The sequence below is a fragment of the Acinetobacter proteolyticus genome (assembly GCF_000367945.1).
Classification (GTDB): domain Bacteria; phylum Pseudomonadota; class Gammaproteobacteria; order Pseudomonadales; family Moraxellaceae; genus Acinetobacter; species Acinetobacter proteolyticus.
In genome coordinates, this window is sequence record NZ_KB849177.1 from 157898 (window position 1) to 184186 (window position 26289).

The window sequence follows — 26289 nt, forward strand, 5'->3', positions numbered from 1 at the left end:
GAATTTTTAATTTATGTAAGCTGCATTAATGCGATTTAAAAGCCTCGATTGCACGTAGACGACTGAGCTTTAAGTCAACCATTGGCTTAGGATAATCCAAGATGAGGGCCTGATTTTTTGCATAAGGTTCATGAATGATTTTAGAATCAAGTTGAGCTAGTTCAGGAACCCATTGACGGATATATTGTCCATCTGGATCAAACTTCTGGGATTGTGTGACGGGATTAAACACCCGGAAATAGGGCACAGCATCCGTACCTGTCGAGGCACACCATTGCCATCCACCATTATTTGCTGCTAAATCGCCATCGATCAGATGTTGCATAAACCACTGTTCGCCCTTACGCCAGTCAATTAATAAGTTTTTGCTTAAGAACATGGCACAGATCATGCGAACGCGATTATGCATCCAACCTGTTGCCAACATTTGTCGCATGCCTGCATCAACAATCGGAATCCCTGTTTGCCCTTGTTGCCATTTTTCTAAAGCAATAGGATCATCTCGCCAGTTGATCTTTTGGGTCTGGGGTTGAAAGGGTTGATGTTTGGAGACTTGGGGAAAATCAAACAAGATATGTTGGTAGAACTCCCGCCAAAGCAATTCATCTAACCATGTTTGTTGTCCTTCAGATTGAATTTCAAAATGACCGTGTTGTTGTCTAAACAGAGCCTGTAGGCATTGTCGAATCGAAATAATCCCAATATTTAAATAGGCAGATAACTGACTGGTGCCTGAAACAGCTGGTAAATCACGTGCAGTTTTATAATCTGCTAAGTGCTCATCGATAAATTGATCAAGCAAGCTGAATGCAAACTGTTCGCCCACTTGCCACTCTGTAAAATAAATATGTTCGATTTGCTTGCGATAGTCGTGTTGTAGTTGCTGAATATCAGTATGTTGCAACAGCGAAAAATCTAGTCTAATGGCTTGCTGGCGTTGAGGTGCTGGATAACATTGCGGTAGACCATGCTGTAAACGTTGATAGCAGGTTTTCTTAAATGCGCCAAATACTTGATAAGGCGAATTAGACTGATTGCGGATCGAGGCAACAGGAAATAAAGTACGGTCATGAAAGAGTGTAAATTCTTTTTGTTGCTGATTGCATCGCTTTTGTATGGCCTGATCCCGCTTGAGTTCATTGACTCCGAGTTCGATATTGGCATAGACATTTTCAATTTCAAGTTGTTGGAGCAAATCAGCAAAAAAATCAGGCAGATCTTTCCAAAGTGGAACGGTCTGAACTATTAAAGGAATATTGAGTTGATCCAGTTGTTGTTTTAATTCTTGAAGTTGGCGTAAATAAAATTCGATTTTAATTGGTGCGTCATCATGTTGTTGCCATTGTTCAGGTGATAAGATTACCAGTGCTAGAGATGGGCCTGTCTGAGTCGCATGCCAAAGCGCAGCATGGTCATGGATTCTTAAATCTTGGCGAAACCAAATCAGTTGATAGGAATGAGACATAGTTGAGAATATGAATGACGACTGTATTGACCTTAAGCGATTTTATGATTTTGTAAAAGTCCTTGGCAATAAAAAAGCAAAGCCGAAGCTTTGCTTTTTGCTGCTAATTCAAAAATGAATTAGTGGTGGTGACCACCTGCACCGTGAACATGACCGTGATCTAATTCTTCTTGAGAAGCATCACGGATTTCAACGATTTCAACTTCGAAAGTAAGATCTTGACCAGCAAGCGGGAAATTCGCATCCACGATGATGTTGTCGCCTTCAATCGCTTTAACAGTTACGATTTGAACACCGTCATCAGTTTGAGCTTGGAATTGCATACCAGGTTGGATGTTGTCCACACCTTGGAACATTTGAGCTGGAACTTCTTGAACAAGGTCAGGGTTGTATTCGCCATAACCTTCAGCAGCTGGAACGTTTACAGTAAATTTTTCACCAACAGTTTTACCTGTAAGCGCATTTTCTAAACCTGGGATGATGTTGCCCGCGCCGTGCAAATATGCAAGTGGTTCACCTTGAGATTGATCAAGTGTTTCACCCTCAGCGTTTGTTAAAGTGTAGTGGAATGAAACCACGTGGTTATTTGCAATAGCAGTCATGTTTTGAATCCATGTCATCAATAGTTTTAGCTGTATATCATAAAGTGAAAAATAGATTTTGTTGACTACTTTCCACTTTTTGAAACGATTTAGTTAAATATTGAGACGAAATATCAGATTTCAACTCAATACAGTTTAATTTTTGGACGGACACGACGCGTCAGGAAATCTTTCATGGTGAGCATGCCTGCTTGGGTATAACCATGAATGTTGGCTTGGTGCAGTCGATATAAAGACACGTACATGGTTTTGGCAATAAAACCTTGTACGCTAACATCACCCAACAATTCTCCAACGGCTTGATTGTGGCTTAATGACACCAGTGAGCCTTTCTCATTAAAGCTAAACATTGGTTGTGGAGAACCGGATAAACGTGCGGCCATGGCATCTACCAAGAAGGTGGCTTGTTGGCTTGCGACTTGTGCACGCGGACCTAAAGGCGGTTGGCGTGCATCCAATTGACAGTTGGCACAGTCACCAAAGGCAAATACATTGGGATCCGAATAGGTTTGTAAGGTTGCATAAACCATTAAACGATTAATCTTGTCGCGTTTAAAATCGTGGAACGATTCCAGAACCTTAGGTGCTTTTACACCTGCCGCCCAAACCGTAATGTCTGAATGCAGGACATTGCCATTGCTAAAATAGACATTAGATTCATCAACTTTTTGGACTTTATGTTGGGTTAGAATCTCAATGCCCATTTTTTTGAGTTGCTTGGCACTGTGTGCAGCCGTTTTTTCAGTCAGTGCGGGCAGGATACGATCAGAAGCTTCAATCAAGGTGATTTTGACTTGTTTAGGGTCAATTTTTTTCAGTCCGTAGCGATAGAAGTTTTTCGTGGTCTCGATCAGTTCAGCTGCCAGTTCAACCCCCGTTGCACCAGCACCAACAATGCCAATGTTTAGGGCACGGTCGTTGGGTTGGCTTTGTGCCTCGATATAGAGATGAAATAAATCCTGTTGGAAGATATCAGCCTGTTTCCGACTATCTAGGAAATGGCAATGTTCACGCACACCTTCGGTACCGAAATCATTGGATACGGAACCAACTGCAAGTACAAGTGTATCGTAGCTGACACTTTGGGTCAGGGGCGTATGTTCTTTAGAAAGTTGCGGGGGAGAAATCGTAATTTGTTTTTTATCTTTATCGACATTGATTAAGGTGCCTAGGACAAACTCAAAATGATGTTTTTCTGCATGGGCAAAATAATTGGTCTGTTCTTCGTGGGGATTTAGTGAGCCTGCTGCAATTTCATGTAGGAGAGGTTTCCATATGTGAGTGAGGTTTTGGTCGACTAGGGTAATTCGGGCTTTCTTACGTCTGCCAAAACGTTCACCTAGTTGTGTCGCAAGTTCTAAACCACCCGCGCCACCGCCTACAATCACGATATGATGTAAGGTTTTACTCATGATTAACCTAATTATTTTTGTGAAAGGATGGCAGGATTATGCCATCCTTTTTTTTAAATTGTATTGGTAATCTTGATAGAAACAGTAGGTTTTTTTTAACCTTGGTTTAAAGGGTAAAGTTTTGGGTTTTTGCTGTCATTTGTTGAGAAAAAACTAAACAAATTCGAAAACCAGATCATAATTTTCTGAAAAATATTGGCTTCTTCAATCTGTACATCATTCTCAATCTGTAAGCTACGAATCAATTGATTATTTTGATAAATCGATACGGTGGCCAAGTTCATGACTTGAGTCAAAGGCGCAGTTAAATGCTGTTCATTCAGTTCGATATTGATATGCGTATTGGTGGTTTGAAGCGGTTCAACCGTCGTGACTTGCTGGTTGGCATCAGTCAAATGAATACGTTGTGTCAATAAATCAAAAGTATTTAAATCAATCGGTGCTGCTTGGCCATAGAGTGAAGTGGTCACAATCGTCGGTTGCTGTGTTTCAACTTTAAACATTTTCAAAGTTGATTTAATTACAGGGAGTTCGGCAATGAGTCGTTGTTTTGGAATGACTTCTTCATCTCGGGTATAGGTATAAGCCAAGTTCATGAGTTTATGTGCCACTTCAGCACGTTTTACTGCGCTAGGTGTACCTAATACCACAACAATTAAACGACGCTTTTCAACATGTGGGTTAAATGTCGGACGCTCTGCTGTTAAAGCAAGATTGTAGCCTGCTGCTTTGGTATAACCCGTTTTTAGGCCATCCGCTGTTGGATCCATTTTTAAAGCCAGATTGGTTGCATGATGGAAGCGTTGGTTATAACTAAAACTTGGCATTTTTGAATAATATAAATATTCAGACGTTTCTTTCACGATCGCTTTCGCAAGCAAGCTGAGATCTGCGGCAGTTGAATAATGATCGGTCATGGTAATACCGGCTGGATTACTAAAATGCGTATCTTTCATACCCAAGGCTTGTGCTTCTTGGTTCATACGCGCCACAAATTGCGGTACGCTGCCCGAGATTTTTTCTGCAAGCGTAACTGCTGCATCATTGGCAGACATCACAATCAGCCCTGCCAAAAGCTGATCAACAGAAATCTGTTCACCTGCTTTCAGGTACATTTGTGACTCATCCCACATAACTGTGCTTACAACAGGAGTTGCGGTCAGTATGTCTTCTTTACGTAATTTACCTGCTTCAATCTCTTTTAGTGCGATATAGGCCACCATCATTTTGGTGAGTGAGGCTGGTGCACGTTGAACATGGCTATTATGCTCAGCAATAATTTGTCCGGATTGAGCATCAATCACCGACCATGCTTGAGCTTCAACGGTTTCAGGGGCAATGTTGAGTAAGTTTGCATGTGCAAGGTTTGCACAAATGAGACTAAACAACGTAAAGAGGGAGAGGAGAAGTTTCACGTGAATACCTTGTATTGCCGATCCGATGGCCTTAAATGTGAGAGGAGAATGCTATGACTTTTTTGTTGAAGAATCCAGCAACTTTTGCTGACAATTACGACATCTGCGCATGACTTTGTAAAAAAATGCTAAGCTGTGTGAAATTGTTCCTATTTTCATGATTAAAAAATTATGTTGCACTATCAAATTGAGTTCGACGATTATCGCCAGCACCTGATTCATGTCACACTTCGTTTTCTTGCAAATCCCAATCAAGAACTTTGGCTACCGACTTGGATTCCCGGTAGTTATTTGATTCGAGAATTTTCAAAACATATTGAATCAGTGAAAGCATCAGATGAAGCTGGACGTTTGCTAACGATTAAAAAAACTGAAAAAAATCGCTGGCGTTTATTCAATACCGATCACGAACTGATTACGGTTGAATATGATGTCTATGCCTATGATTTGTCTGTACGTGGCGCCTATGTCGATCAAACACGGTTATATGTGAATCCTGCATGTGTTTGTTTAGGGCTGATAGATCAAGAACAAGCAGCATGTGAGCTTGAACTATTCCTACCTGATGAATTAAAGCATTTTCAAATCGCAACAGGCTTGCCATCAAAAAGCTTGGTCAAAGGACGCTTTACTTTAAAATCAGACAACTACGATCAGTTGATTGACAGTCCATTTGAATTGGCAGAGCAAAGTCGTTTCAGCTTTGAAACGCATGGTATTGCGCATGAATTTGTGATTTCAGGGAAACATAGCACTAACTTGACTCGTTTACAGTCAGATATTGCAAAAATCTGTGAAACTGAAATTAATCTGTTTGGTTCAGCACCATTCCAAAACTATACTTTTATGACAATGGCCACAGGCAATAGTTATGGGGGGTTGGAGCATTGCAACAGTACCAGTTTGATTACCCCACGTGATGATTTACCGAAGGCAGATGAAACAGAAGAGCCTTCTAAAGATTATCAACGTTTCTTGGGTCTGTGCAGCCATGAGTATTTTCATTCATGGTTAGTGAAATTTATTCGTCCTGAAAATTTTGCCAACTATGATTTGCATCAAGAAGCGTACACCAGCTTATTGTGGATTTTTGAAGGTTTTACTTCTTATTATGATGATCTGATTTTATTGCGTAGCGGCGTGATTTCACAAAAATCTTATTTGGATTTACTAAAAGCGCAAATTGATCGTTATTTACAAAATCCAGGACGCTTGATTCAATCTGTTTCTGAGTCGAGTTTTGATGCGTGGATTAAGTTCTACCGTCAGGATGAAAACTCGAATAATGCGGGAACGAGTTATTATAACAAAGGTAGTTTAGTGGCACTTTGTTTAGACTTAGGCTTACGCTTACGTGGTTCTAACTTAGATGCTTTGATACGTCGTTTGTATGAAAATACCCAAAGCGGCATTCAGGTCAATGAGCGCACGATTTTTGAATTGTGTCATGAATTGACAGGTGATAACTGGATTGAACAGATTAATCATCTGATTAATACCACAGATGAGTTACCACTGGATCAGCTGTTTCCTGAGTTCGGTTTGAGCTACAACCTTAAAAACGACAAGGCTTTGCCTTTTGGCTTAAAAGTGGTAGATAAAGCGGAAGGTGTGGTGGTACAGCAAGTGCGTCGTGATAGCGCAGCTGCTCAAGCAGGTTTGTCTGCCAATGATGTGATCCTTGCCATTGATGGAGTTAAGGCTTCTGAGAAGCTGTTAGCCAAGTATGCGAAACAACAAGGCATATTTACGGTCTATGCATTCCGTCGTGATGAATTATTGCAATTTGAACTGCAAGCAGGTGAAAATGAATTGACCACGGTTGAACTCAAAGTTGAAGACCAACATAAAGTTGACCGCTGGTTGAAGGGTTAGAACTTGATAAAAAGGACGCTATGAGCGTCCTTTTTATTAGCTACCTCGATAAGTCGAATAACCATAGGGACTGAGCAGTAAGGGAATGTGATAGTGTGGCAAGGTGCCATCAACTTCAAAAATAACCGGAACTTCAGGAAAAAAACTACTTTGCTTTTGCGCTTTATACCAATCACCTGTTTTAAAAGTCACTTTATAAACACCCGACTTTAATTGTTGTTGCGTCGGATAAAGTGCAGTAATTCTTCCATTCTGATCAGTTTTGGCCTGATTAATTTCTATCCATTGGTTTTTTTGTTGCGCCTCGAGAACAACGGTGACATCTGCAGCAGGTAGACCATTTTGCTGGTTGAGAACATGCACACTTAATGGGTTTGTTGCTGCAAATAAGCTGCTTGAAGCCGATAGTGCGGCGATGGCGAATAGATTTTTATACATAGCAATATTCTACCGTTGTTGATCAATGTTTTCGTCTGTATTGCCGTCAGGTGTTGTGAGGACAATACATGGGCATGGGATAAGAGTGAAAAAAAAATGCTAATCAGTGCTTTAAAATTTTAAAATGAATATCTTGCACCGAGATAGAACTCGCTTGAGTAGAGATGTGCTTTCATTTGCTCATCTTGTAAGTTACGTGCATTGGTGAAGTTATTTAACCCGCTATCTGCTTTACCCAAGTCTACATAACGGTAGCCCAAATCAAGGTTAAGGTTGTCGATTGCTTTATAACTAGCCCCTGCACCAATGCTATACACCAGTTGGGTTTCGGTGTTTGCAAGATATTGGCGAGAGGAATTACCTTGCCAGCCAGAAGATTCGGTGCGGGCAACACCTAATCCAAGATGTCCGTAAACCGCGACATTTTGCATGACTTCAAAATCACGATAAGCATTCAACATTAAACGTTGCGTGTCGACTTTATGATGATTGAGGCTGGTTGGAAAGTTACTTGAACCGCTGGTAAATTCAGCATTATTTTTAAAGGTATATTCACCTTCAGTACGCCAACCATTGCCAAAGTCATAGCCGAAACCCAATGAGGAATTGGTTAAATCTTTTTGATCGTCACCCGCGATAAATTGACCAATGCCAGGGCGTAAGCTGGTTTCCATATTATCGGCTTGGAGCTTAGCAGCGGCAACTTTTGCAGAGATATAATAACCTGCATCATTTACGTCCTGAGCATAACTTAGGGATACAGTAGCCAGTAAAACAGATGAAACCACGAAACGGGTGAGGAGCTTGTCCATATTCAATTTTCCAAAAACAGTAGATGAATGTTTGGTGATAAAAATCTTTATTTCCTCAGAACATGGTAGAAAGAAAAAAATCTTGGCGTGATGACAATTGGATTACCGACTTGTAATCTTGGCAATAGATAAACAGGGTTAAAATGTGGGATGCATATTTTAATTGTTGAAGATGAATCCAAAATCGCACAGTTTCTAGCGAAAGGATTACACGAGTCAGGCTATACCTGTGCCGTTGCAAAAGATGGCATAGAAGCATTGTCATGCTTGCAACGAGAGGCATTTGATTTACTGATTTTGGATGTCATGCTGCCGCAACTGGATGGTTGGCAAGTCTTACAAACGCTACGGACTTTTTCAAAAATCCCTGTGCTGATGCTGACGGCAAAGGATCATGTGCTGGATCGGGTGAAAGGATTAGAGCTTGGTGCAGATGACTATCTGGTTAAGCCCTTTTCATATGTCGAATTATTGGCACGAATTAAAAGTTTATTACGTCGTGTGCCAACGGTTGAAAAAGAGATTTATCAAATCGCGAATTTGCGCTTGAATCGGCTGAGTCGGGAAGTTCATCGAGCCGAAATCAAGATTGATTTAACAGCCAAAGAGTTTGTGCTGTTGCAATTATTGATTCAGCATCGCGGAGAAGTACTGACTCGCACTCAAATTGCTTCAATGGTTTGGAAGATTAATTTTGATACGGATACCAATGTGGTCGATGTGGCGATACGCCGTTTGAGAGCAAAAATTGATGATCACTTTGTTCCCAAGTTGATATATACCGTGCGTGGTATTGGCTATAAGGTCGATTTAAAAGATGAACATCATGGGTAAATTGTCTTTGGCTTCGCGCCTGAGTTTGGCTTTTAGTCTGATTTCTTGTGTTGTTTTTATCAGTATTGGCGGTTTGTCCTATCAAAATTTTCGAGAAATGGTCTATACCCAGCAAGATAAAGCCTTAGCTGCTCGGATCAAACGAATGGAAGTTTTTTTGACCGATGCACATACTGTTCAGATATTAGGGAAATATCCTAAGCTTTATGAAAATATGGTAGGACATGAAGACAGTATATTTATAGTCAAAGATGCACAACATGATTTGATTAAGATCAACCCGCTGCAGGTCAATATCCCAGAATTCAATTATTCAAATCAAATTCAATATGCGAATAATATAGCTAAACATCCTAGCACCCGTTTTGCTTTCCAATTAATTCAATATGGGCAACAACAGTATCATTTAATTGCAGGTCAACAGTGGGCTGCAGTGAATATGATGCTCAAACAATATTTCTGGAAAATTGTTTTGTATAGTGGTTTGGGTATTTTATGCTCAAGCTTATTGGGCTTCGTGGTGGGACACTATCTGTTCCGCTCGATGCGTCATTTGATTGCGGAGACCAATAATATCAATGTGCAAAAGCTTAATTCACGGATCCACGTTAGATCTAACAACATTGAGGTTCAGCAACTCAGCCATGCGATGAATGAAATGCTGGAGAAAATTCAGCAGGATTATCAAAAACTGGCGCAGTTTTCAGAAGATATCGCACATGAACTCAGAACACCACTGAATAATTTAATGGGGCAAACTCAAATCATATTGTCCCAGTCTCGGCCACTCGAAGAGTTGGAGAATTTATTGTATTCACATTTAGAGGAATATGAGCGGCTCACTAAGATGATTGAAAGTATGCTGTTCATTGCACGTGCGGAATATGCAGAATACGGGTTGGAAAAGCAGGCATTGAATGTAAAACAGTTACTCAAGACGATTGTAGATTATTTTGATTGTGTAATTGAAGAACATCAGATGAGCGTGGTGTTTGATCTGTCTGATGATCTGAGTATTGTGGCAAATGCAGCCCTAATGCAGAGAGCGATTGCAAATTTAATCAGTAATGCCATATTACATGGCAAAGAACAGGGTGTCATTGCATTACAGGCCTCTCAATCTGATCAACATGTGGTCATTGTTGTGAAGACCGAAGGCGTTTTTATTGATGAAAAGCATTTGCCTTATTTATTTGACCGGTTTTATCAGGTCGATGAAAGTCGACAGCAAAAAGCACAAACAGGTGGTCTGGGTTTGGCTATTGTGAGCTCAATTATGCAGTTACATGCAGGTTCAACTGAGGTCGAAAATCGATTTGAAGGGGTGGCGTTTAAATTGATCCTACCACTAAAGAATTAACCAATTCTTCATCTAAGCCTGTCAAAATAGGATAAGTTATTTAGCGATTTATGTATTTGTTTGCGAAATGATCAATTCGACATTTACCTTTAAAGCAGACAGGGATTTGTATTTGAAAAGCCAAAACTTGACCGCATATATACATAGCGTAATGCTACTATTATATCATTTTGTAGTATTTTTTTTCGAAATGTCGTTATCACGGGATATTGCGTTGACTACCATGTGATGAACGCTGATACTCTCAAGTTTGTTTAAGCAAATCGGTTCTAGGAGCTGGGCCACAAGCGCAGTTATCCATAACTCAATCCAACACAAGGGGCTATATATGGCTGGTGGAAAGTCAAAAATCATTTACACACTGACTGACGAGGCGCCGTTATTAGCGACCTATTCATTGCTACCGATCATTGAGACCTTTACAAAACCTGCTGGCATTGAGATTGTTAAAAGTGACATCTCAGTTGCAGTGCGTGTACTCGCAGAATTTTCAGATTACCTTAAAGATGAGCAAAAGGTAAACAATAACCTTGCAGAGTTAGGTCGTCTTACACAAGATCCAGATACCAATATCATTAAACTTCCAAACATCAGTGCGTCTGTTGCTCAGTTAGTGTCATGTATCAAAGAGCTCCAGTCGAAGGGTTATGCGCTTCCTGATTACCCAGAAAACCCAACCACTGAAGAAGAAAAAGAGATCAAGGCACGTTATGGTAAATGCCTTGGTTCAGCAGTAAACCCAGTATTGCGTGAAGGGAACTCTGATCGCCGTGCGCCAGCTGCTGTGAAAAATTATGCAAAAAAACACCCGCATTCAATGAGCGAGTGGAAACAATGGTCTCAAACTCACGTTTCTCACATGGATGAAGGCGACTTCTACCACGGTGAAAAATCAATGACTTTAGACCGTGCACGTAATGTGAAAATGGAGCTCATCACCAAGTCTGGTGAAACCATTGTGTTGAAGCCAAAAGTTGCACTTCAAGACGGTGAAATCATTGACTCAATGTTTATGAGCAAAAAAGCATTGTGTGATTTCTACGAGAAAGAACTTGAAGACTGTCGTGAAGCGGGCATCCTGTTCTCATTGCACGTGAAAGCAACCATGATGAAAGTGTCACACCCGATCGTATTCGGTCACTGTGTGAAAATTTACTACAAGGATGCTTTTGAAAAACACGGAAAACTGTTTGATGAGCTCGGTATTAACGTGAACAACGGTATGGCTGGTCTTTATGAAAAGATCGCAACTTTACCGACATCTTTACGTGAAGAAATCATTGAAGATTTACATGCTTGCCAAGAACACCGTCCTGCACTTGCAATGGTCGATTCTGCAAAAGGTATTACCAACTTCCATTCACCAAATGACGTGATTGTAGATGCTTCTATGCCTGCAATGATTCGTGGTGGCGGTAAAATGTGGGGTGCTGACGGCAAACCTTACGACTGTAAAGCAGTCATGCCAGAATCAACTTTCGCACGTATCTACCAAGAAATGATCAATTTCTGTAAGTGGAACGGTAACTTCGATCCACGTACCATGGGTACTGTACCTAACGTTGGTTTGATGGCGCAAAAAGCAGAAGAATACGGTTCACACGACAAGACTTTTGAAATTTCTGAAGCAGGTATTGCCAACATTACTGATTTAGACACAGGCGAAGTGTTGATGTCACAAAATGTGGAAGAAGGCGATATCTGGCGTATGTGTCAGGTGAAAGATGCACCAATCCGTGACTGGGTGAAACTTGCAGTAACACGCGCACGTAACTCTGGCATGCCGGCGATCTTCTGGCTTGACCCGTACCGTCCACACGAAAATGAATTGATCAAGAAAGTCGAAAAATACTTGAAAGATCATGACACGACTGGTCTTGATATCCAAATCATGTCACAAGTGCGTGCAATGCGTTATACGCTTGAGCGTGTAGCACGTGGTTTAGATACCATTTCGGTAACAGGTAACATTTTACGTGACTATTTAACTGACTTGTTCCCGATTATGGAATTGGGTACTTCAGCGAAAATGTTGTCGATCGTGCCGTTAATGGCTGGTGGTGGCATGTACGAAACAGGTGCAGGTGGTTCAGCACCGAAACATGTACAGCAATTAGTTGAAGAAAACCACTTGCGTTGGGATTCTCTCGGTGAGTTCCTTGCGTTGGCGGTGTCTTTAGAAGAGCTTGGTATCAAAGAAGACAATAACCGTGCGAAATTGCTTGCCAAGACGCTTGATCAGGCAACAGGCAAGTTGTTGGATAATGACAAGTCTCCATCACGTCGTACAGGTGAGTTAGATAACCGTGGCAGCCACTTCTACTTAGCATTGTACTGGGCTGAAGCATTAGCAGCTCAAGACGAAGATGCGGATTTAAAAGCGAAATTTGCGCCACTTGCAAAAGCACTTGCTGAAAACGAACAGAAGATTGTTGCTGAACTTGCTCAAGTACAAGGTCAAGCTGCTGATATCGGTGGTTACTATGCAATCGATCCAGCGAAAGTAAATGCGGTAATGCGTCCAAGTGAAACGTTTAACACGACACTTGCATCACTGTAATTGTTGATATATCACCGATAACGTTATCGGTGATATAAAAAAGCTGATGTGAAAACATCGGCTTTTTTATGCGCTCTATTTATATTTTAACGGCCATTACGGTTACGGCCACGTGGTGCTTTGGTATTTGGACGTGTTGTTCCATTGGTTTTGCGACGTGGTTTATCAGCATCGTCAGTTTGCCAAATACGGGTTGTACCACCACCTGCTTTTTTCTTGCCTTTAAATGGTTTTTCACCTTTTTCTTCGCGTGCTTTATCTTTAGCGCGTGAAAAGTGCGGTTTATTATTCGATTTTCTCGCGAAAGAACGACCTTCATAAGGTTTATCGGCAGGAACATCTTTAAAATCTGGATAAAGCAAAGGTTCGATTTCCAGTTGTTCACCTGGCTGTAAACCTAGTTTAACGAGATCGATGCTACCAATTTGAGTACGAATCAGACGTAAAGTTGGGAAACCCACAGCAGCGGTCATACGACGTACTTGACGGTTACGACCCTCGCAGATTTGTAATTCGATCCAAGTCGTTGGAATATTGGCACGATAACGTACAGGTGGATTACGTTCCCACAGCCATTCAGGCTGATCAACTTTACGCGCTTTGGCCGGTAAAGTCATACCATCTGCAAGTTCAACGCCTTTTTGCAATTTTTCAATAGCTTCTTCTGTGACATCACCATCAACTTGAGCAAGATAAGTTTTATATTTCTTATTGTCTGGATGGGTGATGAATTGATTTAAACCACCATGATCAGTAAGAAACATTAAACCTTCAGAGTCTAAATCTAAACGTCCTGCAATACGAAGTTCAGGATCTTTGATAAAACTTGAAACTGTTAAATGTTTTTCATCTTCGCGAAACTGTGACAAAACGTCAAAAGGTTTGTTAAATACGACTACTTTCATATGGATATACTACTTTGGCTATGGGCGGCATCATAACAATAAAGGTTTTTATTTAATGGAGAAATGTTGTTATTTCCCGTATAAATCTCAAAAAAAACCTGTTTTGAACTAAACTGGTTCATGCAATAAAAAACGAAAGTATGCCATAGAAGGCATAGAGATAATCGCTAAATACATGAGGGAGAACCTGCAAAATGGGTTATCAGAAGATCGTGGTTCCTGCTGATGGAGACAAAATCACAGTAAATGCAGACCTGTCACTGAATGTTCCAAATCGACCAATCATCCCTTTTATTGAAGGTGATGGTATTGGTGTGGATATTACACCAGCAATGAAGGCAGTAGTAGATGCCGCCGTTTTAAAAGCTTACGGTGGCAAACGTTCAATCGAATGGATGGAAGTCTACTGCGGCGAAAAAGCAGATAAAATTTATGGCAATTATATGCCAGAAGAAACTTTTGATGCTCTACGTGAATTTATTATATCAATAAAAGGCCCGTTAACGACACCCGTTGGTGGCGGTATTCGTTCTTTAAATGTCGCATTGCGCCAAGAACTCGATCTTTATGTTTGTGTACGCCCAGTACGTTGGTTTGAAGGCGTTCCATCACCAGTTCAGCATCCCGAACTCACCGATATGGTAATTTTCCGTGAAAACTCGGAAGATATTTATGCAGGAATTGAGTGGAAAGCAGATTCGCCGGAAGCCAAGAAAGTGATTAAATTCCTGCAAGAAGAAATGGGCGTAACCAAAATCCGTTTCCCGACTGATTGTGGCATTGGAATTAAACCCGTTTCAAAAGAAGGCACACAGCGCTTGGTGCGTAAAGCGATTCAGTTTGCGATTGATAATGATAAACCTTCGGTGACCTTGGTGCACAAAGGTAATATCATGAAGTACACCGAAGGTGCGTTTAAAGAGTGGGGCTATGAACTCGCCATGGAACGTTTTGGTGGTCAGTTATTGGATGGTGGGCCTTGGGTAAAAATCAAAAATCCAAGAACAGGCAAAGATATCATTATTAAAGATGTGATTGCTGATGCTTTCTTACAGCAAATCTTGATGCGTCCAGCCGATTATTCAGTGATTGCAACGCTGAACTTAAATGGTGACTATATTTCTGATGCACTTGCAGCAGAAGTGGGTGGCATTGGGATTGCTCCAGGCGCGAATATTGGTGGTGCAATCGCAGTCTATGAAGCCACACACGGCACCGCACCAAAGTACGCAGGGCAGGATAAAGTCAATCCAGGTTCAATTATCTTATCAGCTGAAATGATGTTGCGAGATATGGGCTGGACGGAAGCCGCGGATTTGATTATTCAAGGTATTTCAGGAGCGATTTCTGCAAAAACAGTGACCTATGACTTTGAACGTTTGATGCCAAATGCAACCTTGTTGCGTTGTTCTGAGTTTGGAAAAGCCATAATTCAGCATATGGAAGATTAGTTTTCTACATAATAAGAGGGCGGTTTTGCCGCTCTTTTTTATTTTAAAAAAGAGATAAATAAGTCAGGAGAAAAGCATGTACAAACGAGCATGCATGGCATATTTTGATGTATTCGAAAATAAATATTGAACACCATGGCTGAAAGAAAATACGGTGCTGCTACACCAAAAACCACAGAAACCATAACCAGTTTAGATTGCTATGGTCAGGTACTCAGCAATCAAAAATATGAGCGGACTTTGTTTGTTGATTTAGATCTGTCAGAAGCCCAAAGCACAGGTGCTGTTTTTAATGAATGTACCTTTCGTCGTGCACGTTTTAATGCATCAGTTCATCAGCATAGTGCATTTTTAAATTGTACTTTTCATTTCTGTAATTTCTTTGATAGTAAATTCACCGACTGTAAATTTGTTGGCAGTATGTTTAGCGATTGTCAGTTTCACCACATGCAGGTTGAAGACAGTGATTGGGCTTTTGTTGGATTGCCGGGCGCTGATCTAGAGAAAGCTTCTTTTTTGCGAACTCGTTTGAGAGAAGCCGATTTGACGGGAGTGCGTTGCCATGGAGGCTCGCTGCGAGATAGCGATCTATCTGGTGCATGGCTACATCGTGCAGATTTTAGCGAGTGTGATTTAAGGGGCAGTGATTTGAGTGCTTTAGATCCGAAAGAAACGCAAATCAAAGAGGCGATTATTAATCTTGATCAAACACTGGTGATTGCAGAAAACTTAGGCTTCGATGTCAGAATCGATTGAAGTGATCCGAATATTGAATATTAAAATGAGTGACTCTCTGCACTCATTTTAATTGGAGATGCCATAAAATATTTTAAGGCCAATACAGTCTGATAAAAGGGACTAATTGTGATCTCAAGAAGTATATTAAACGGTTACTTAAACTCCATACCTGTGGAGATTATCCGTGATAATACTGCTTGTGTTTGTGGAGATACTGCATCGGCCGTATATGATATCAGACATGCTACTGATCAAGAATTTGGGTGTTATCTCTTTGCAGAAGGTCAATAGAAAATTAAACAATATGAGACGGGTATTGAGTGATATGTAATAGGTAGCATGCTCCAAGTTGAGAGCTAATTAAATTCATGTCGTGCTAAAACAATCTCAACTTTAATGGTTAAGGCTGTTTTGTGGTTATATTTTTTCGCTATTCAAATCTGCGTCTCGATGACCTAATTCTGGCTGCTCTCGCTCTAACCATTTTTGATAGCTAATACTGATATTAAATACATTCATACTTATACTCAGTAATAACACGATGATGCTAACTAGAATTGCTATTTTCTGCTTCAGAATTAATGTAATAATTAATATTAAAGCTGAGGTGGAAATGAAAAATGTATCAATTGAAACAGCATAGTGATTATTCTTTGTCATAAAAGACAGGGTATAAATGAATACAACTCCAATAATGTTTAGGAGAGTAACCCAAAATAAGATTTTAACTTTCATATCATTTCTTCTTTTCAACAATGAATGCTGGAATTCGTTCCCCACCGATTACGTTACCTACATAGCTGTTATTCCCTCTACTGTAGGCCCATAGATAGATCTCTTTATCTGTAGGTAAAGTTCGCTCATAAACAGCTTCTTTTCGAGAAAAATAAGCCCAGCCTTTTTGACCGTGCACTCTGCATTTTTCTTGTCTAATTGCAAATACATCCGCAATAGATTGTACAGACGTTCCTCTAAGACCTGTGTTGCAGCCATGTAGAACTAAGTTAGCATTTGGAGACCAGCGCAATTTCTCTAATTGGAATATTTCAGTATAGGAAATTGTACCGTCCTCTAAAACTTCATTACTTGCGTTTCTGGTGCTTAAAAATTCTAAGCCATCGTTACCGCCATCTGTTTTGCTAGAGTGGCTAAACACATGCATTTCTTTCACTTTGGCAACGGTTTTATTTATCTCGTCATAGATCTCGGCCCAAACCTTTTTAAAGTCCTGTCCTGACGTAACTTGGTACTCTTTAAATACATAGTTATCACCGCAGTTTTTTAGCTTCAGTTGGGATAGCCAGTGATTTGATGCTCTTTGAAAAGCCTTGTCATCGCTCTTTGATGGTTTGTAGTAATAAACACATATTAAATATTCTTTTAACTTGATGGGCTGTTTATGTACAGATTCAGCCTTTGTATTGGTTTTGCAGGTTCCTTGTGTCACTCCGGCTCTCCGATAAAAATGTGAATATCTTCAGCTTTGGTCGTATGAAACCTTTTTGTATATCCATTTTCATCTGTGGTTCCTGAAGCTACGACACTACCAGTAGAGTCTTTGAGGTGATAGGGGATGTTTGCCAAGGGTTCATTATCATCTCTGTCGATCAATTGAACACGTTCATCAAAATTTAATTGCTCAATAATATTCTGAACATTACTTGCTTGCCCTGAACTAGCACCCGAACCAGAGCCACCAGTTCGCACAGCTAAATCTGAAATCTTCATGTACTTTGCGCCACATGTTGCTGGGTCACCAGCCACAATTAAATTACGGCCCTTAACCTGTATAAATCCTCGTTGTGTAGCTATGGCTTTAGAAACCACATTACATTTAGGGCAATAATGACTCATTCCCTCTAAATGAGCCGCTTTACCATCTACCAGCCAAGAATCATCTCCTTCAATGATCTTGCCACCGTGATTAGTAAAACACCCTCTTGTTATAAATGCTTGCATATTATGAATATCCAGAATTATTAAAATAAATAGAAAATTTAAAAATAATTGGATAAAGATTGTCACCTTTATGATTTTTATGCAAAGCATTGCCTAATTTGTTTATAAATTAGATGCTTTATGTGTGTTTAATGAGTTTAAATATAATAAATTGGATTATATTGAATTTATTGTGGAAATATGAGCTTTCATTAATTACCTATATTATGTACACATCTATTTACCCATACTGTGAAAACAAATAGCAACTTATTAAAGATGTCGTTATTTAAAGGCTGATTTAAAAATACAATACCTACAGCAAGTGATAACAAATAAACCTTCATATTCAGCGTTGATTAGTCTGCTTTTACTTTACAAAAGGGATCAACGTTTGGATTGCTATTCCAGATATATTCGGCCTCTTCAGCACAAAGCTGGGCAACTTTTTCACCCTGTGTGTCATGGATGAAGGCAAGGGTCATATCCATACCTGCGCTCACACCCGATGAGGTATAGAATTTCCCATCAATCACCCAACGGGCTTGGGCTTGCCACAACACTTGGTCATTAAGTTTTTGTACGAACTCAAATGCCATTTTATTTGATGTTGCCTTTACACCATTTAAAAGACCGGTCGCTGCAAGTAATGAACTGCCTGTACAGATTGTCAGAACATATTTGCTTTGATCCGCTAAAGTTTTAAGTTGATCAAGAAACTGTTGATTTTTGATTAATTCAAAAGTCACGATGCCGCCTGGAACGAGCAGAATACTTTGGTCATTCATGTGCATTTCGCTAAAGGATTTGGTTTGAATACAAACACCATGCTTATTGGAAACTAGACCGCCATTCAGACTGTAAAGCTGGACTTGATAGTGCTGTTGCAATAGGCCAAACAATTCAACAGGTCCCATAATATCAAGGGTTTCAAAGTCTTCAAATACGACAGCATGTACAGAAATAGGCATGGCTTTTCTCACTTGATTTATCTGCTAAACACCATAGTCAGCTGTAAATTTTTTATTGTGAATATTCTGTATGGCTTATTTTGAATTATGCTAAATCAGTGGACTTTTGGCCTGATCTGTTAGCAAGCGAAACGCATTTTTTGCTTAAAATTTAAGCGTTTAAGCAGGCTGAATGAGAAAAGCAGCGGTGTATCGTAAATTTAGAAAAATCTGTATCTATAATTTCTGGACCAGATGTTCAAAAATAACTGAAAAATAGAGCGAGTGCCGTGTTATGAAGATGTATCAAGTGGATGCTTTTACCCAAGAATTATTCAAAGGCAATCCAGCAGGTGTAATCGTTGTTGATGAATGGTTGGATGAGCATTTGATGCAGAATATTGCCATGGAAAACAATTTATCTGAAACGGCTTTTGTAAAAACCATTAATGAGCATAATTATGAAATTCGCTGGTTTTCTCCACTCAATGAGGTTGCGTTTTGTGGACATGCCACTTTAGCCAGTGCTTTTGTTTTATTTAAAGATTTCACCAAGCTTGAAACCATCCAGTTTCATGTACGCGATTTAGGTATTTTTATTGTTAGCCAAGATGCTGATGGTAAAATTAAAATGAATTTTCCGATTCGTAAAGCAGAGTTGGTTGCTGACTATCCGCCAGTATTACGTGAAGGGCTCACCAAGCCTTTTAAAGCAGTTTATCGTAATGTCCAAGCCTATATTATTGAATATGAAACCGTACAGGATGTCTTGGATGAACAACCAGATTTTGAAAAATTAAAACAACTCGGACAAATTCGTACTGCGATTACCGCTTCTCAGCCTGATGTTGCCATTACTGCCAGAGGTGAAGGGCAGTTTGATTGCGTTTCTCGTTATTTTGCACCAGCGATTGGTATTGATGAAGATCCTGTAACTGGTTCAATTCATACCGCGATTGTTCCGCTTTGGGCTGAAAAGTTGAATCAGACTCAATTAACGGCCTTTCAGGCATCTCAACGAGGTGGAATTTTAGAATGTGTCATTGCATCTGAAGATCGTATTGAAATTTCAGGTTATGCAAAATTGTATCTACAAGCTGAACTGGCAATCTGAATTTTAACTTAAACTGTGCAAAAACAAAGATAAAAGCTGTTTAAATAAACAGCTTTTTTCAAAACATAACTATTAAAAATGCGAATCGTTCTCTACTATAGCTTGACGTTTTTATTTAAATCACCAAAATTACTTGGATAAATTATGTTAATGCGGTTTAAGCAGCTTACTCTCTCTCTTTGTTTGATCGGGTTGAGTGCGACGTCTTGGTCTCAGACAGTACTCGTAAAAAGTGAAAAAAATATTGAAGAATATAAATTAGATAATGGTTTCAGAGTTATTCTTGCGCCAAACGATAAAGAAAACAAAGTTTACGTTAATACGGTTTATTTCACGGGTTCATTGAATGATCCAAAGGGTAAAGGTGGTCTGGCTCATCTATTGGAACATTTGGCGTTTAAAGGTACGCAGAATGTCAAAGGGGATGAGTTTCAGCGCCGTTTAGATCAATTTACTTTGATGACCAACGCCAGCACAGACTATTACTCAACCAAATATTTAAATATCGTTCGTCCTGAAAAAAATGCGCTGAATGAGATTCTATATCTCGAATCTGAGCGTATGGACAAATTGGTACTGCAAGAAAAATTTGTACCGTCTGAAATTGAAATCGTAAAACGCGAACGTGAAATCCGTATGGATCAACCGTTTGCGGTTTTAATGGATCAAATGTGGAAAGCGGCGTATGGCAACCAATATCTGGGTCGTTTGCCGATTGGTGATCTACCTGAATTAAAGTCGATTCAACTGAATGAATTGAATCAGTTTTATAAAACTTGGTATGCGCCGAATAATGCGGTGATGGTCATTTCTGGTAAATTTGATAAGACTGAAGTACTCAATAAGATTGACCAATATTTCAGTCCGATTGCAGCGCGTGCTGTGCCTGCTCAAGTGCAAGTGCCTGTGTTGGATTCAAGCAAAATTGAACAGCGTCAATTTACGGTACACAAGGGCAGTGATTTAGCCAAATTCCATATCTATATGAATGGCAAAAATACCAAGCTGCAGCCTGCTTTAGCCTTAGCACCCGCGCTGTACACCATGCAACCAAGCGGTACTTTATACAAGAGCATGGTTGAGACCGGTATTAGTACGGCAGTGCAATCGACTACATGGTTAGATCAAGATTTTAATGTGGTGTTTATGGGTGCAATTTATGCCCCGAATCATGATGCCAAAAAAGTCCAAGAGGCGCTCACGGCAGGTGTTGAAAATAGCCATGAGTTTAGTGAAGCTGAGTTACAACGAATCAAGAATATCACGCAAAATGATGCGGATACGATTATGAATGATGCGGTGGCTTTGGGTTCACGTCTAAGTGATTACGCAGTTTCATCTCATGGTCAATGGGATCAATACTTTAAAGATTTGCAGGCTGTTAAAGATTTAAAATTAAAAGATGCCAATCAAACCTTAAAAGACTTTTTAGTTTCATCCCATCGTATTTCAGGTGATATTTTACCGACGCCGGAAGATCAGAAAAAAGCGATGACCTTGAAGGCTGAACAAAAGCCCAAAACGCTCGACCAAACTGCTGAAAAGCCTGAGCCTTTAAAAGATGCCAGTGTGTATAAGCAGGAAGTTAGCCAGTTTATGGCACAGTCTGCTCAGCAATTGCAAAAAAATGAGCAAAAAATTCAGCGCGGTGAATTAAAGAATGGCATTCGCTACGCGCTATTCCCAACGCCTACACGTGACGATAAAACCTATGCCACGATTAGCTTGGATTTTGGTGATGAGAAAGCCCTGTTTGGTAAAGGAGTCACTTTAGATTTAACCAGCTATTTAATGCTACGGGGTTCTGAGAAGCATACCTTGCAGGAAATTACCGATAAGGCGATTGCGGCGAGCGGTGGCGCATCGGTCAGTTCAAATGGCAATGGTTTTACCATCGTTGTTCAAGCGAAAAAAGACAAATTTGAAGACTTCTTAAACTTTATTATTGATGTCGTTAAACAGCCGAAATTCTCACAAACTGAATTTGATTTGGCAAAAAATCAAAGTTTGTCGGTGTTGGATCGTCCATATACGGAACCCGCGGTTGTGTCATCGATGACTTTGTCTAAAATTCTGGAAATCTACCAACCAGGCGATATCCGTTATCACTTTGAACCAGAACTTGCGAAAAAACAAATTGGGGAAGCAACTCAGCCACAAGTTAAACAATTCTATAATCAGTTCTTTGAGACCGATCATGCACAAATTGCAGTGACAGGCGATTTTGATGCCAAAAAAATGCAAAACACGTTGCAAAAGGCCTTTGGTTCTTGGAAAGCGAAACAGCCTTTCACCAAAGTGACCGGTCAATATACGGTATATAAAGCGCAGAAAGTTCATGCTTTATCGGAACAGCGTGAGTTTGGTAGTTATCAAAGTGTGTTGGCACTGCCTGTGGGTTCATACCATAAAGATGCACCTGCTTTGATTATTCTCAGCCATATTTTGGGTAATTCGCAATTGTCATCACGTTTGGCTCAAGAGTTACGTGAGAAGAATGCTTTGGTGTATGGCTTTGGCAGTGGTTTAGACCTTGATCCAGATATTGATGATGGTACTTTAAGCATCACAGCAAATTATACTTCTGGTCGTTCTGAGCAAGTTTCGCAATCGGTACACAAGGTATTGAATGAGTTGCTGAGCAAAGGCGTGACTGAGCAGGAAGTGGAAGCAGCCAAAGCAGATATCATGAAGAAACGTGTGACGGCTTTGGAAGATGAGCGCAATATTCATGGCATGTTGACGGGTCAATTAGAGCGCAACAAAACGTTGTTGGATCGCGCTGAACGAGACCAAGAGCTTGCGAAATTGACCAAAGAAGACGTCAATGCGGCCATCAAAAAATACATCAAGCTTGATCAGTTTGTTGAAGTGATGGCGGATCAATATGGACAAGCACAAGACTTGAAATAAGTAATCAAAAATAAAGCCACCGATCAGGTGGCTTTATTTTTTAGCAATGATGCTTAATGATCATGCTTATGGGCATGAAAATCTTCATTTTTACGGAAGCGTAAGTAGTTTTCAAACTGTTCACAATATTCGTCAAAGTTATCTTCTAACATCATTTGGAATTGTTGTAGCAGATAAGACATCACTTGCTCTTTGGCATCACGCATTTCTTCGCCGTCTTTAAAATTATTGGCTGCGACCCAGGTATTAAAACGGGCAGTGGCAAATAACATGGCTGCGCTGACCTGAGCACGTAATTCTTCTGGCTTAGCTTGCTGACCTTTGGGTGGTCGGCAGAAATCATTGGCAAGCTTAATGAACTCATCTGCACGCTCAAAAAAGACTGCATTTAAAGCTTCTTCTTCCGTCACATCAGTGGCGTTAATTTTTTGAGACATGGTTTTTCCCAGCGACAAGTTAAGACACATTATTATAGACAAAGCCTTGTCGAAACTAAACCTTTGCCTTAACCTAAAATAGCCTAAGCAATTAGAATAATCACTATGCAAGATGCAATCGCGATTCAAAGTTTAAAAACGGATATTGCTTTATTACGCCAGCATATTTATCCACCCCAATATTTAGAGCATGTCGAAGGCTTACCGATTTATTATGGGCTGCAACAAGATGTAGATGAGTATTATCGACAATGGCAACCCTTGATTGAAAGAGCACAACAGCTATGTCAACCTTTTATGGAAGATGATGTGCTAGATGCGATTCATTTACCGAGTCATTTAAATCTGCCGCTGTTTTTCTTTCATGTCGATCGGATTCGGATTAATAAAACACGCGCTAAAGAATCGAAAACTTTTCGTGGCGTCGCTGCCTTGTTAGAAAAATGTGGGCAGTTTGAGACGGATCAGATTTTTGCAATGCAGGAATGGTTGGGTAGTGATGATACGGCTGCCTTAGTTGCGCATCGTGAGTTTATTGATTTACGAACTTATGTTTTCCAACATGGGCAAAGTGAATATACCCGAACTCGGTTTTATATGAATGGCATGATTTTGAGTGTTGAACCGCATTTTAAATTAGTCGATGCTCGGGATAAGCCACGTAAGCAGCGTAATGATAGTTATAGTGATCCGATTGCAGATAATGGAACGTGGAAGATTTTTGGGAAATATCGGTAAATGATTTAAGCTCAATATTTTACTCAGAAATATGAGAGTCGGGAGCGTCATCTACAACCTGCGTGGTATTAAAAAGATGTATGATTTTGATGAGTTGATGAAATTAGATTAATGAAAGCAGAGAACAGGTTTTGTAGATGACAAATGGTTTTGCCTACTTTTCCCGAAAGAAAAGTAGGTCACCGAAGGTATATCCTGAAATTGAATGAGAAGTCTGCATGACTCCGCTATGCAGTTAACTTAGAAAATGAAACTTTATTCCCAAAAAGCGTCCTGAACAGATAGGGTTTGAAGCTTTTTATCTGCTTTCTTGGCCACATGTGGTTGTTGTGCCTTAACCCAACCTAATGCAAATAAAAACTGCGGGTGTTCAGTAGTTTGTTGCTCAAAGATTTGCTCAGCAACAAACAGGTCATTATAAAAGCCTAAATATTCCTGAATTGGCTGTAACTTATTTAAGAATTGTTGAACCTCTTTTTCAGGAAAAATCCCAGCAATAAAGTCGATGCAATAACGCAATTGTTTGACGCGTTTACGAGTACGATGTTGTTGCTCAACTTCTAAAGTTGAAAACTGAGCTGCATCTTTCAGAATCTTTTGGTAAAGCTTGGTTAAGCTTTTAGCTGCTTGTTTAGAAAGTTTAGATTTAGACTCATGTTTACTATAGGTGAAGCTGAGTAATGCTAAAAATAGCTGTGTGGTTTGAGTGTGGCTTAATAATTGAGAAACACCACTGTCAACATTCTCAGGGAATGGGAAGTCAAAATCACAGACTTCTTTTACTAAAGGAATAACAGAATCTTGAATCGCATCATTATCGCGTGATTGACCTAATGCTCTAAAAATATCAGCCAATTGGCTTTCCCAACTAGGATCAATTTGCGCAGACCAGTTCGAAAAATGTTTTAAAGCAGAACGTAAACGACGTAAACCAACACGAGCTTGGTGAATATGATCCGCTTCGGCTACACCATCGGCAATTGCGGCTGCATTGGGTAAGATATGATTAAGCGTATTTTCGATAATCAGTTTGATTGCTTGTTCAGCACTGACATTTTTCTCTAGGCTTAGTGATTTCGCTTTGGTGGCAGGGGATACCGTTTTGCCCATAGCCAATAAATTGCCACGTTCAGCTTTACTGCGCACATCGAGCCAGAGTTGATATTTATCTACCCATGTTTTGGCAAAATCAATCAGAGACTGTGCTGATCCTTGTTTTAACTCAAATTCAACTTCGCAGATTTTGGCTTGATCAGTTGGCGTACGGATTTCACCATCGTCTAAGCAGACTTCAATTTGAGATCCTTCAAACTCGAATACATGGAAGGTACGCTGTACATCAGTTTGAAATTGCAGCTTTAGTTCAGCAGGTGCTTCACCTAAAACATCGCGAAGTACAGTTTGAACTGTTTGATTATGTTTGTATAAAGATAAATCCAGTTCAGGTTCTTCAGCACATTTACCTAAATAAATATCTTCTTCGATGCGTTGTAAATGGTTTTTACTGGCCGCTTTAAAGGTTTGCACCCAATGTTCACCTTCCTGACGCAAACGAATAGCCACATAATTTTTTGCCAGTAAACGGTCAGCAGTGTCATAGTATTTGGCTTGTAGCTGAATTTTTTGTGCTTTTTGTTTGCTTAAAAGCTGCAATACACTTTTTTTCTTAGATTCAGGGAGTTGAAATTTTAGCTCTATTTCCATGATGTTATGACTCCTGACCACCGAGAATGATATAGACAAAACTTAGTATAACTTGTTGATCTCAAAAATCATTGTAAAGTTGTTTTAAGCTTGGAAAGGATGGCACGCAATGACTTTATTTTGTACAGAAAATGCATTAACGTGTGGAGAGTCTTGAACGATTAGGATGATCTAAAAATGAATGCACCAGCGAATATTACCAAGCCAGTGGAATTTTCATTACCGATTAAAAACTATGATGAATTTTATCACTTTTATTTAACAGAACATCGCAGTATTGCCAGCCGTCGTTTGCACGTCGCAGGCAGCTCGATCGGTTTATATTTCTTTAGCAAAGCCATCCGTAAACGTCAGGCAAAATATGCTTTGTATGGTTTGGTATCAGGCTATGCCTGTGCTTGGGTTGGGCATTTTTTCTTTGAACATAATAAGCCTGCTAGCTTTAAACAACCGCTGTATAGCTTTATTTCAGATTGGCGCATGTTGTCTGATGTTGCACGTGGTCGTTTGAGTCTGATTGATCGTCAGTTTGATAAGATTAATTCGTAAATCAACGTATATTTAAAAATTATAAAGCGACATTAGGTGTCGTAAAGCTGCTTCTGCAGCTTTTTTATTGTTCGCTGTT

At 39.9% G+C, this 26289-nt stretch carries 23 protein-coding genes; 10 read left to right on the top strand and 13 right to left on the bottom strand.

Going from position 1 to position 26289, the window contains the following annotated elements:
• Positions 1-25 precede the first annotated feature (25 nt).
• The 4 genes from F993_RS18835 to F993_RS18820 all read right to left on the bottom strand — a co-directional run bounded on the left by F993_RS18835 (position 26) and on the right by F993_RS18820 (position 4894).
• A complete protein-coding gene (locus tag F993_RS18835; RefSeq protein WP_004652065.1) occupies positions 26-1465 on the bottom strand; it encodes a cryptochrome/photolyase family protein in 1440 nt (479 codons plus the stop codon).
• 119 nt (positions 1466-1584) lie between these two features.
• Positions 1585-2067 (bottom strand): FKBP-type peptidyl-prolyl cis-trans isomerase, encoded by a 483-nt coding sequence (locus F993_RS18830; RefSeq protein WP_004652066.1) that lies wholly within the window; start codon positions 2065-2067, stop codon positions 1585-1587.
• Between the two features lie 125 nt (positions 2068-2192).
• Entirely contained in the window at positions 2193-3479 is a 1287-nt protein-coding gene (locus F993_RS18825) for an NAD(P)/FAD-dependent oxidoreductase (RefSeq protein WP_004652068.1), read from the bottom strand.
• A gap of 95 nt (positions 3480-3574) precedes the next feature.
• Complete coding sequence (locus F993_RS18820; RefSeq protein WP_004652069.1) at positions 3575-4894, bottom strand: D-alanyl-D-alanine carboxypeptidase PBP6B; 1320 nt, start codon at positions 4892-4894, stop codon at positions 3575-3577.
• A 171-nt stretch (positions 4895-5065) separates the two neighbouring features.
• Here F993_RS18820 and F993_RS18815 point away from each other — a divergent pair, with 171 nt between their 5' ends.
• Entirely contained in the window at positions 5066-6769 is a 1704-nt protein-coding gene (locus F993_RS18815; protein ID WP_004652070.1) for a M61 family metallopeptidase, read from the top strand.
• 36 nt (positions 6770-6805) lie between these two features.
• Here F993_RS18815 and uraH read toward each other — a convergent pair whose 3' ends face one another.
• Together uraH and F993_RS18805 are read right to left on the bottom strand one after the other, a co-directional pair.
• Positions 6806-7207, bottom strand: a complete 402-nt coding sequence (gene uraH, locus F993_RS18810; RefSeq protein WP_004652071.1) for a hydroxyisourate hydrolase — start codon at positions 7205-7207, stop codon at positions 6806-6808.
• Between the two features lie 119 nt (positions 7208-7326).
• The gene (locus F993_RS18805) at positions 7327-8019 is read right to left on the bottom strand and encodes an outer membrane protein (protein WP_004652072.1); all 693 of its coding nucleotides are present in this window, start codon (positions 8017-8019) and stop codon (positions 7327-7329) included.
• A gap of 150 nt (positions 8020-8169) precedes the next feature.
• Between F993_RS18805 and F993_RS18800 the strand changes: the two genes are divergently transcribed.
• The 3 genes from F993_RS18800 (at position 8170) to F993_RS18790 (ending at position 12773) form a co-directional block, all read left to right on the top strand.
• Positions 8170-8853, top strand: a complete 684-nt coding sequence (locus tag F993_RS18800) for a heavy metal response regulator transcription factor (protein WP_004652073.1) — start codon at positions 8170-8172, stop codon at positions 8851-8853.
• A complete protein-coding gene (locus tag F993_RS18795) occupies positions 8837-10213 on the top strand; it encodes a heavy metal sensor histidine kinase (protein WP_004652075.1) in 1377 nt (458 codons plus the stop codon). The genes F993_RS18800 and F993_RS18795 overlap by 17 nt, the downstream gene beginning before the upstream one ends.
• 328 nt (positions 10214-10541) lie before the next feature.
• Entirely contained in the window at positions 10542-12773 is a 2232-nt protein-coding gene (locus tag F993_RS18790; protein ID WP_004652076.1) for an NADP-dependent isocitrate dehydrogenase, read from the top strand.
• Between the two features lie 86 nt (positions 12774-12859).
• Here F993_RS18790 and F993_RS18785 read toward each other — a convergent pair whose 3' ends face one another.
• A complete protein-coding gene (locus F993_RS18785; protein WP_004652077.1) occupies positions 12860-13678 on the bottom strand; it encodes an rRNA large subunit pseudouridine synthase E in 819 nt (272 codons plus the stop codon).
• Between the two features lie 194 nt (positions 13679-13872).
• On the opposite strand from F993_RS18785, the gene icd reads away from it, so the two are divergent.
• Entirely contained in the window at positions 13873-15129 is a 1257-nt protein-coding gene (gene icd, locus F993_RS18780) for an NADP-dependent isocitrate dehydrogenase (RefSeq protein WP_004652078.1), read from the top strand.
• 135 nt (positions 15130-15264) lie between these two features.
• The gene (locus F993_RS18775) at positions 15265-15885 is read left to right on the top strand and encodes a pentapeptide repeat-containing protein (protein WP_004652079.1); all 621 of its coding nucleotides are present in this window, start codon (positions 15265-15267) and stop codon (positions 15883-15885) included.
• A gap of 399 nt (positions 15886-16284) precedes the next feature.
• On the opposite strand, the gene F993_RS20440 is transcribed toward F993_RS18775, so the two are convergent.
• The 4 genes from F993_RS20440 to F993_RS18755 form a co-directional block, all read right to left on the bottom strand.
• The gene (locus F993_RS20440; RefSeq protein WP_004652080.1) at positions 16285-16602 is read right to left on the bottom strand and encodes a hypothetical protein; all 318 of its coding nucleotides are present in this window, start codon (positions 16600-16602) and stop codon (positions 16285-16287) included.
• A 1-nt stretch (position 16603) separates the two neighbouring features.
• Entirely contained in the window at positions 16604-17314 is a 711-nt protein-coding gene (locus F993_RS18765) for a hypothetical protein (RefSeq protein ID WP_004652081.1), read from the bottom strand.
• Positions 17311-17826: a PAAR domain-containing protein gene (locus F993_RS18760; protein WP_004652082.1), complete on the bottom strand. Its 516-nt coding sequence runs from the start codon at positions 17824-17826 to the stop codon at positions 17311-17313. Before F993_RS18760 ends, F993_RS18765 begins: the two co-directional genes overlap by 4 nt.
• A gap of 338 nt (positions 17827-18164) precedes the next feature.
• Positions 18165-18776 carry a DJ-1/PfpI family protein gene (locus F993_RS18755; RefSeq protein WP_004652083.1) on the bottom strand — a complete coding sequence of 204 codons (612 nt, stop codon included), beginning with the start codon at positions 18774-18776 and terminating at the stop codon, positions 18165-18167.
• Positions 18777-19050: 274 nt separating this feature from the next.
• Here F993_RS18755 and F993_RS18750 point away from each other — a divergent pair, with 274 nt between their 5' ends.
• On the top strand, positions 19051-19869 hold the full coding sequence (locus tag F993_RS18750; protein ID WP_004652085.1) for a PhzF family phenazine biosynthesis protein: 819 nt from the start codon (positions 19051-19053) through the stop codon (positions 19867-19869).
• 144 nt (positions 19870-20013) lie between these two features.
• Positions 20014-22782, top strand: coding sequence for a M16 family metallopeptidase (locus F993_RS18745; protein ID WP_004652086.1), 2769 nt, complete (start codon positions 20014-20016; stop codon positions 22780-22782).
• Positions 22783-22835: 53 nt separating this feature from the next.
• On the opposite strand, the gene F993_RS18740 is transcribed toward F993_RS18745, so the two are convergent.
• Positions 22836-23219, bottom strand: a complete 384-nt coding sequence (locus tag F993_RS18740) for a DUF3144 domain-containing protein (protein WP_004652087.1) — start codon at positions 23217-23219, stop codon at positions 22836-22838.
• Positions 23220-23324: 105 nt separating this feature from the next.
• On the opposite strand from F993_RS18740, the gene F993_RS18735 reads away from it, so the two are divergent.
• The gene (locus F993_RS18735; RefSeq protein WP_004652088.1) at positions 23325-23957 is read left to right on the top strand and encodes a hypothetical protein; all 633 of its coding nucleotides are present in this window, start codon (positions 23325-23327) and stop codon (positions 23955-23957) included.
• Between the two features lie 255 nt (positions 23958-24212).
• On the opposite strand, the gene F993_RS18730 is transcribed toward F993_RS18735, so the two are convergent.
• Positions 24213-25661 (bottom strand): CYTH and CHAD domain-containing protein, encoded by a 1449-nt coding sequence (locus tag F993_RS18730; protein ID WP_004652089.1) that lies wholly within the window; start codon positions 25659-25661, stop codon positions 24213-24215.
• A gap of 177 nt (positions 25662-25838) precedes the next feature.
• On the opposite strand from F993_RS18730, the gene F993_RS18725 reads away from it, so the two are divergent.
• A complete protein-coding gene (locus tag F993_RS18725; RefSeq protein WP_004652090.1) occupies positions 25839-26210 on the top strand; it encodes an Mpo1-like protein in 372 nt (123 codons plus the stop codon).
• Positions 26211-26289: the final 79 nt, after the last annotated feature.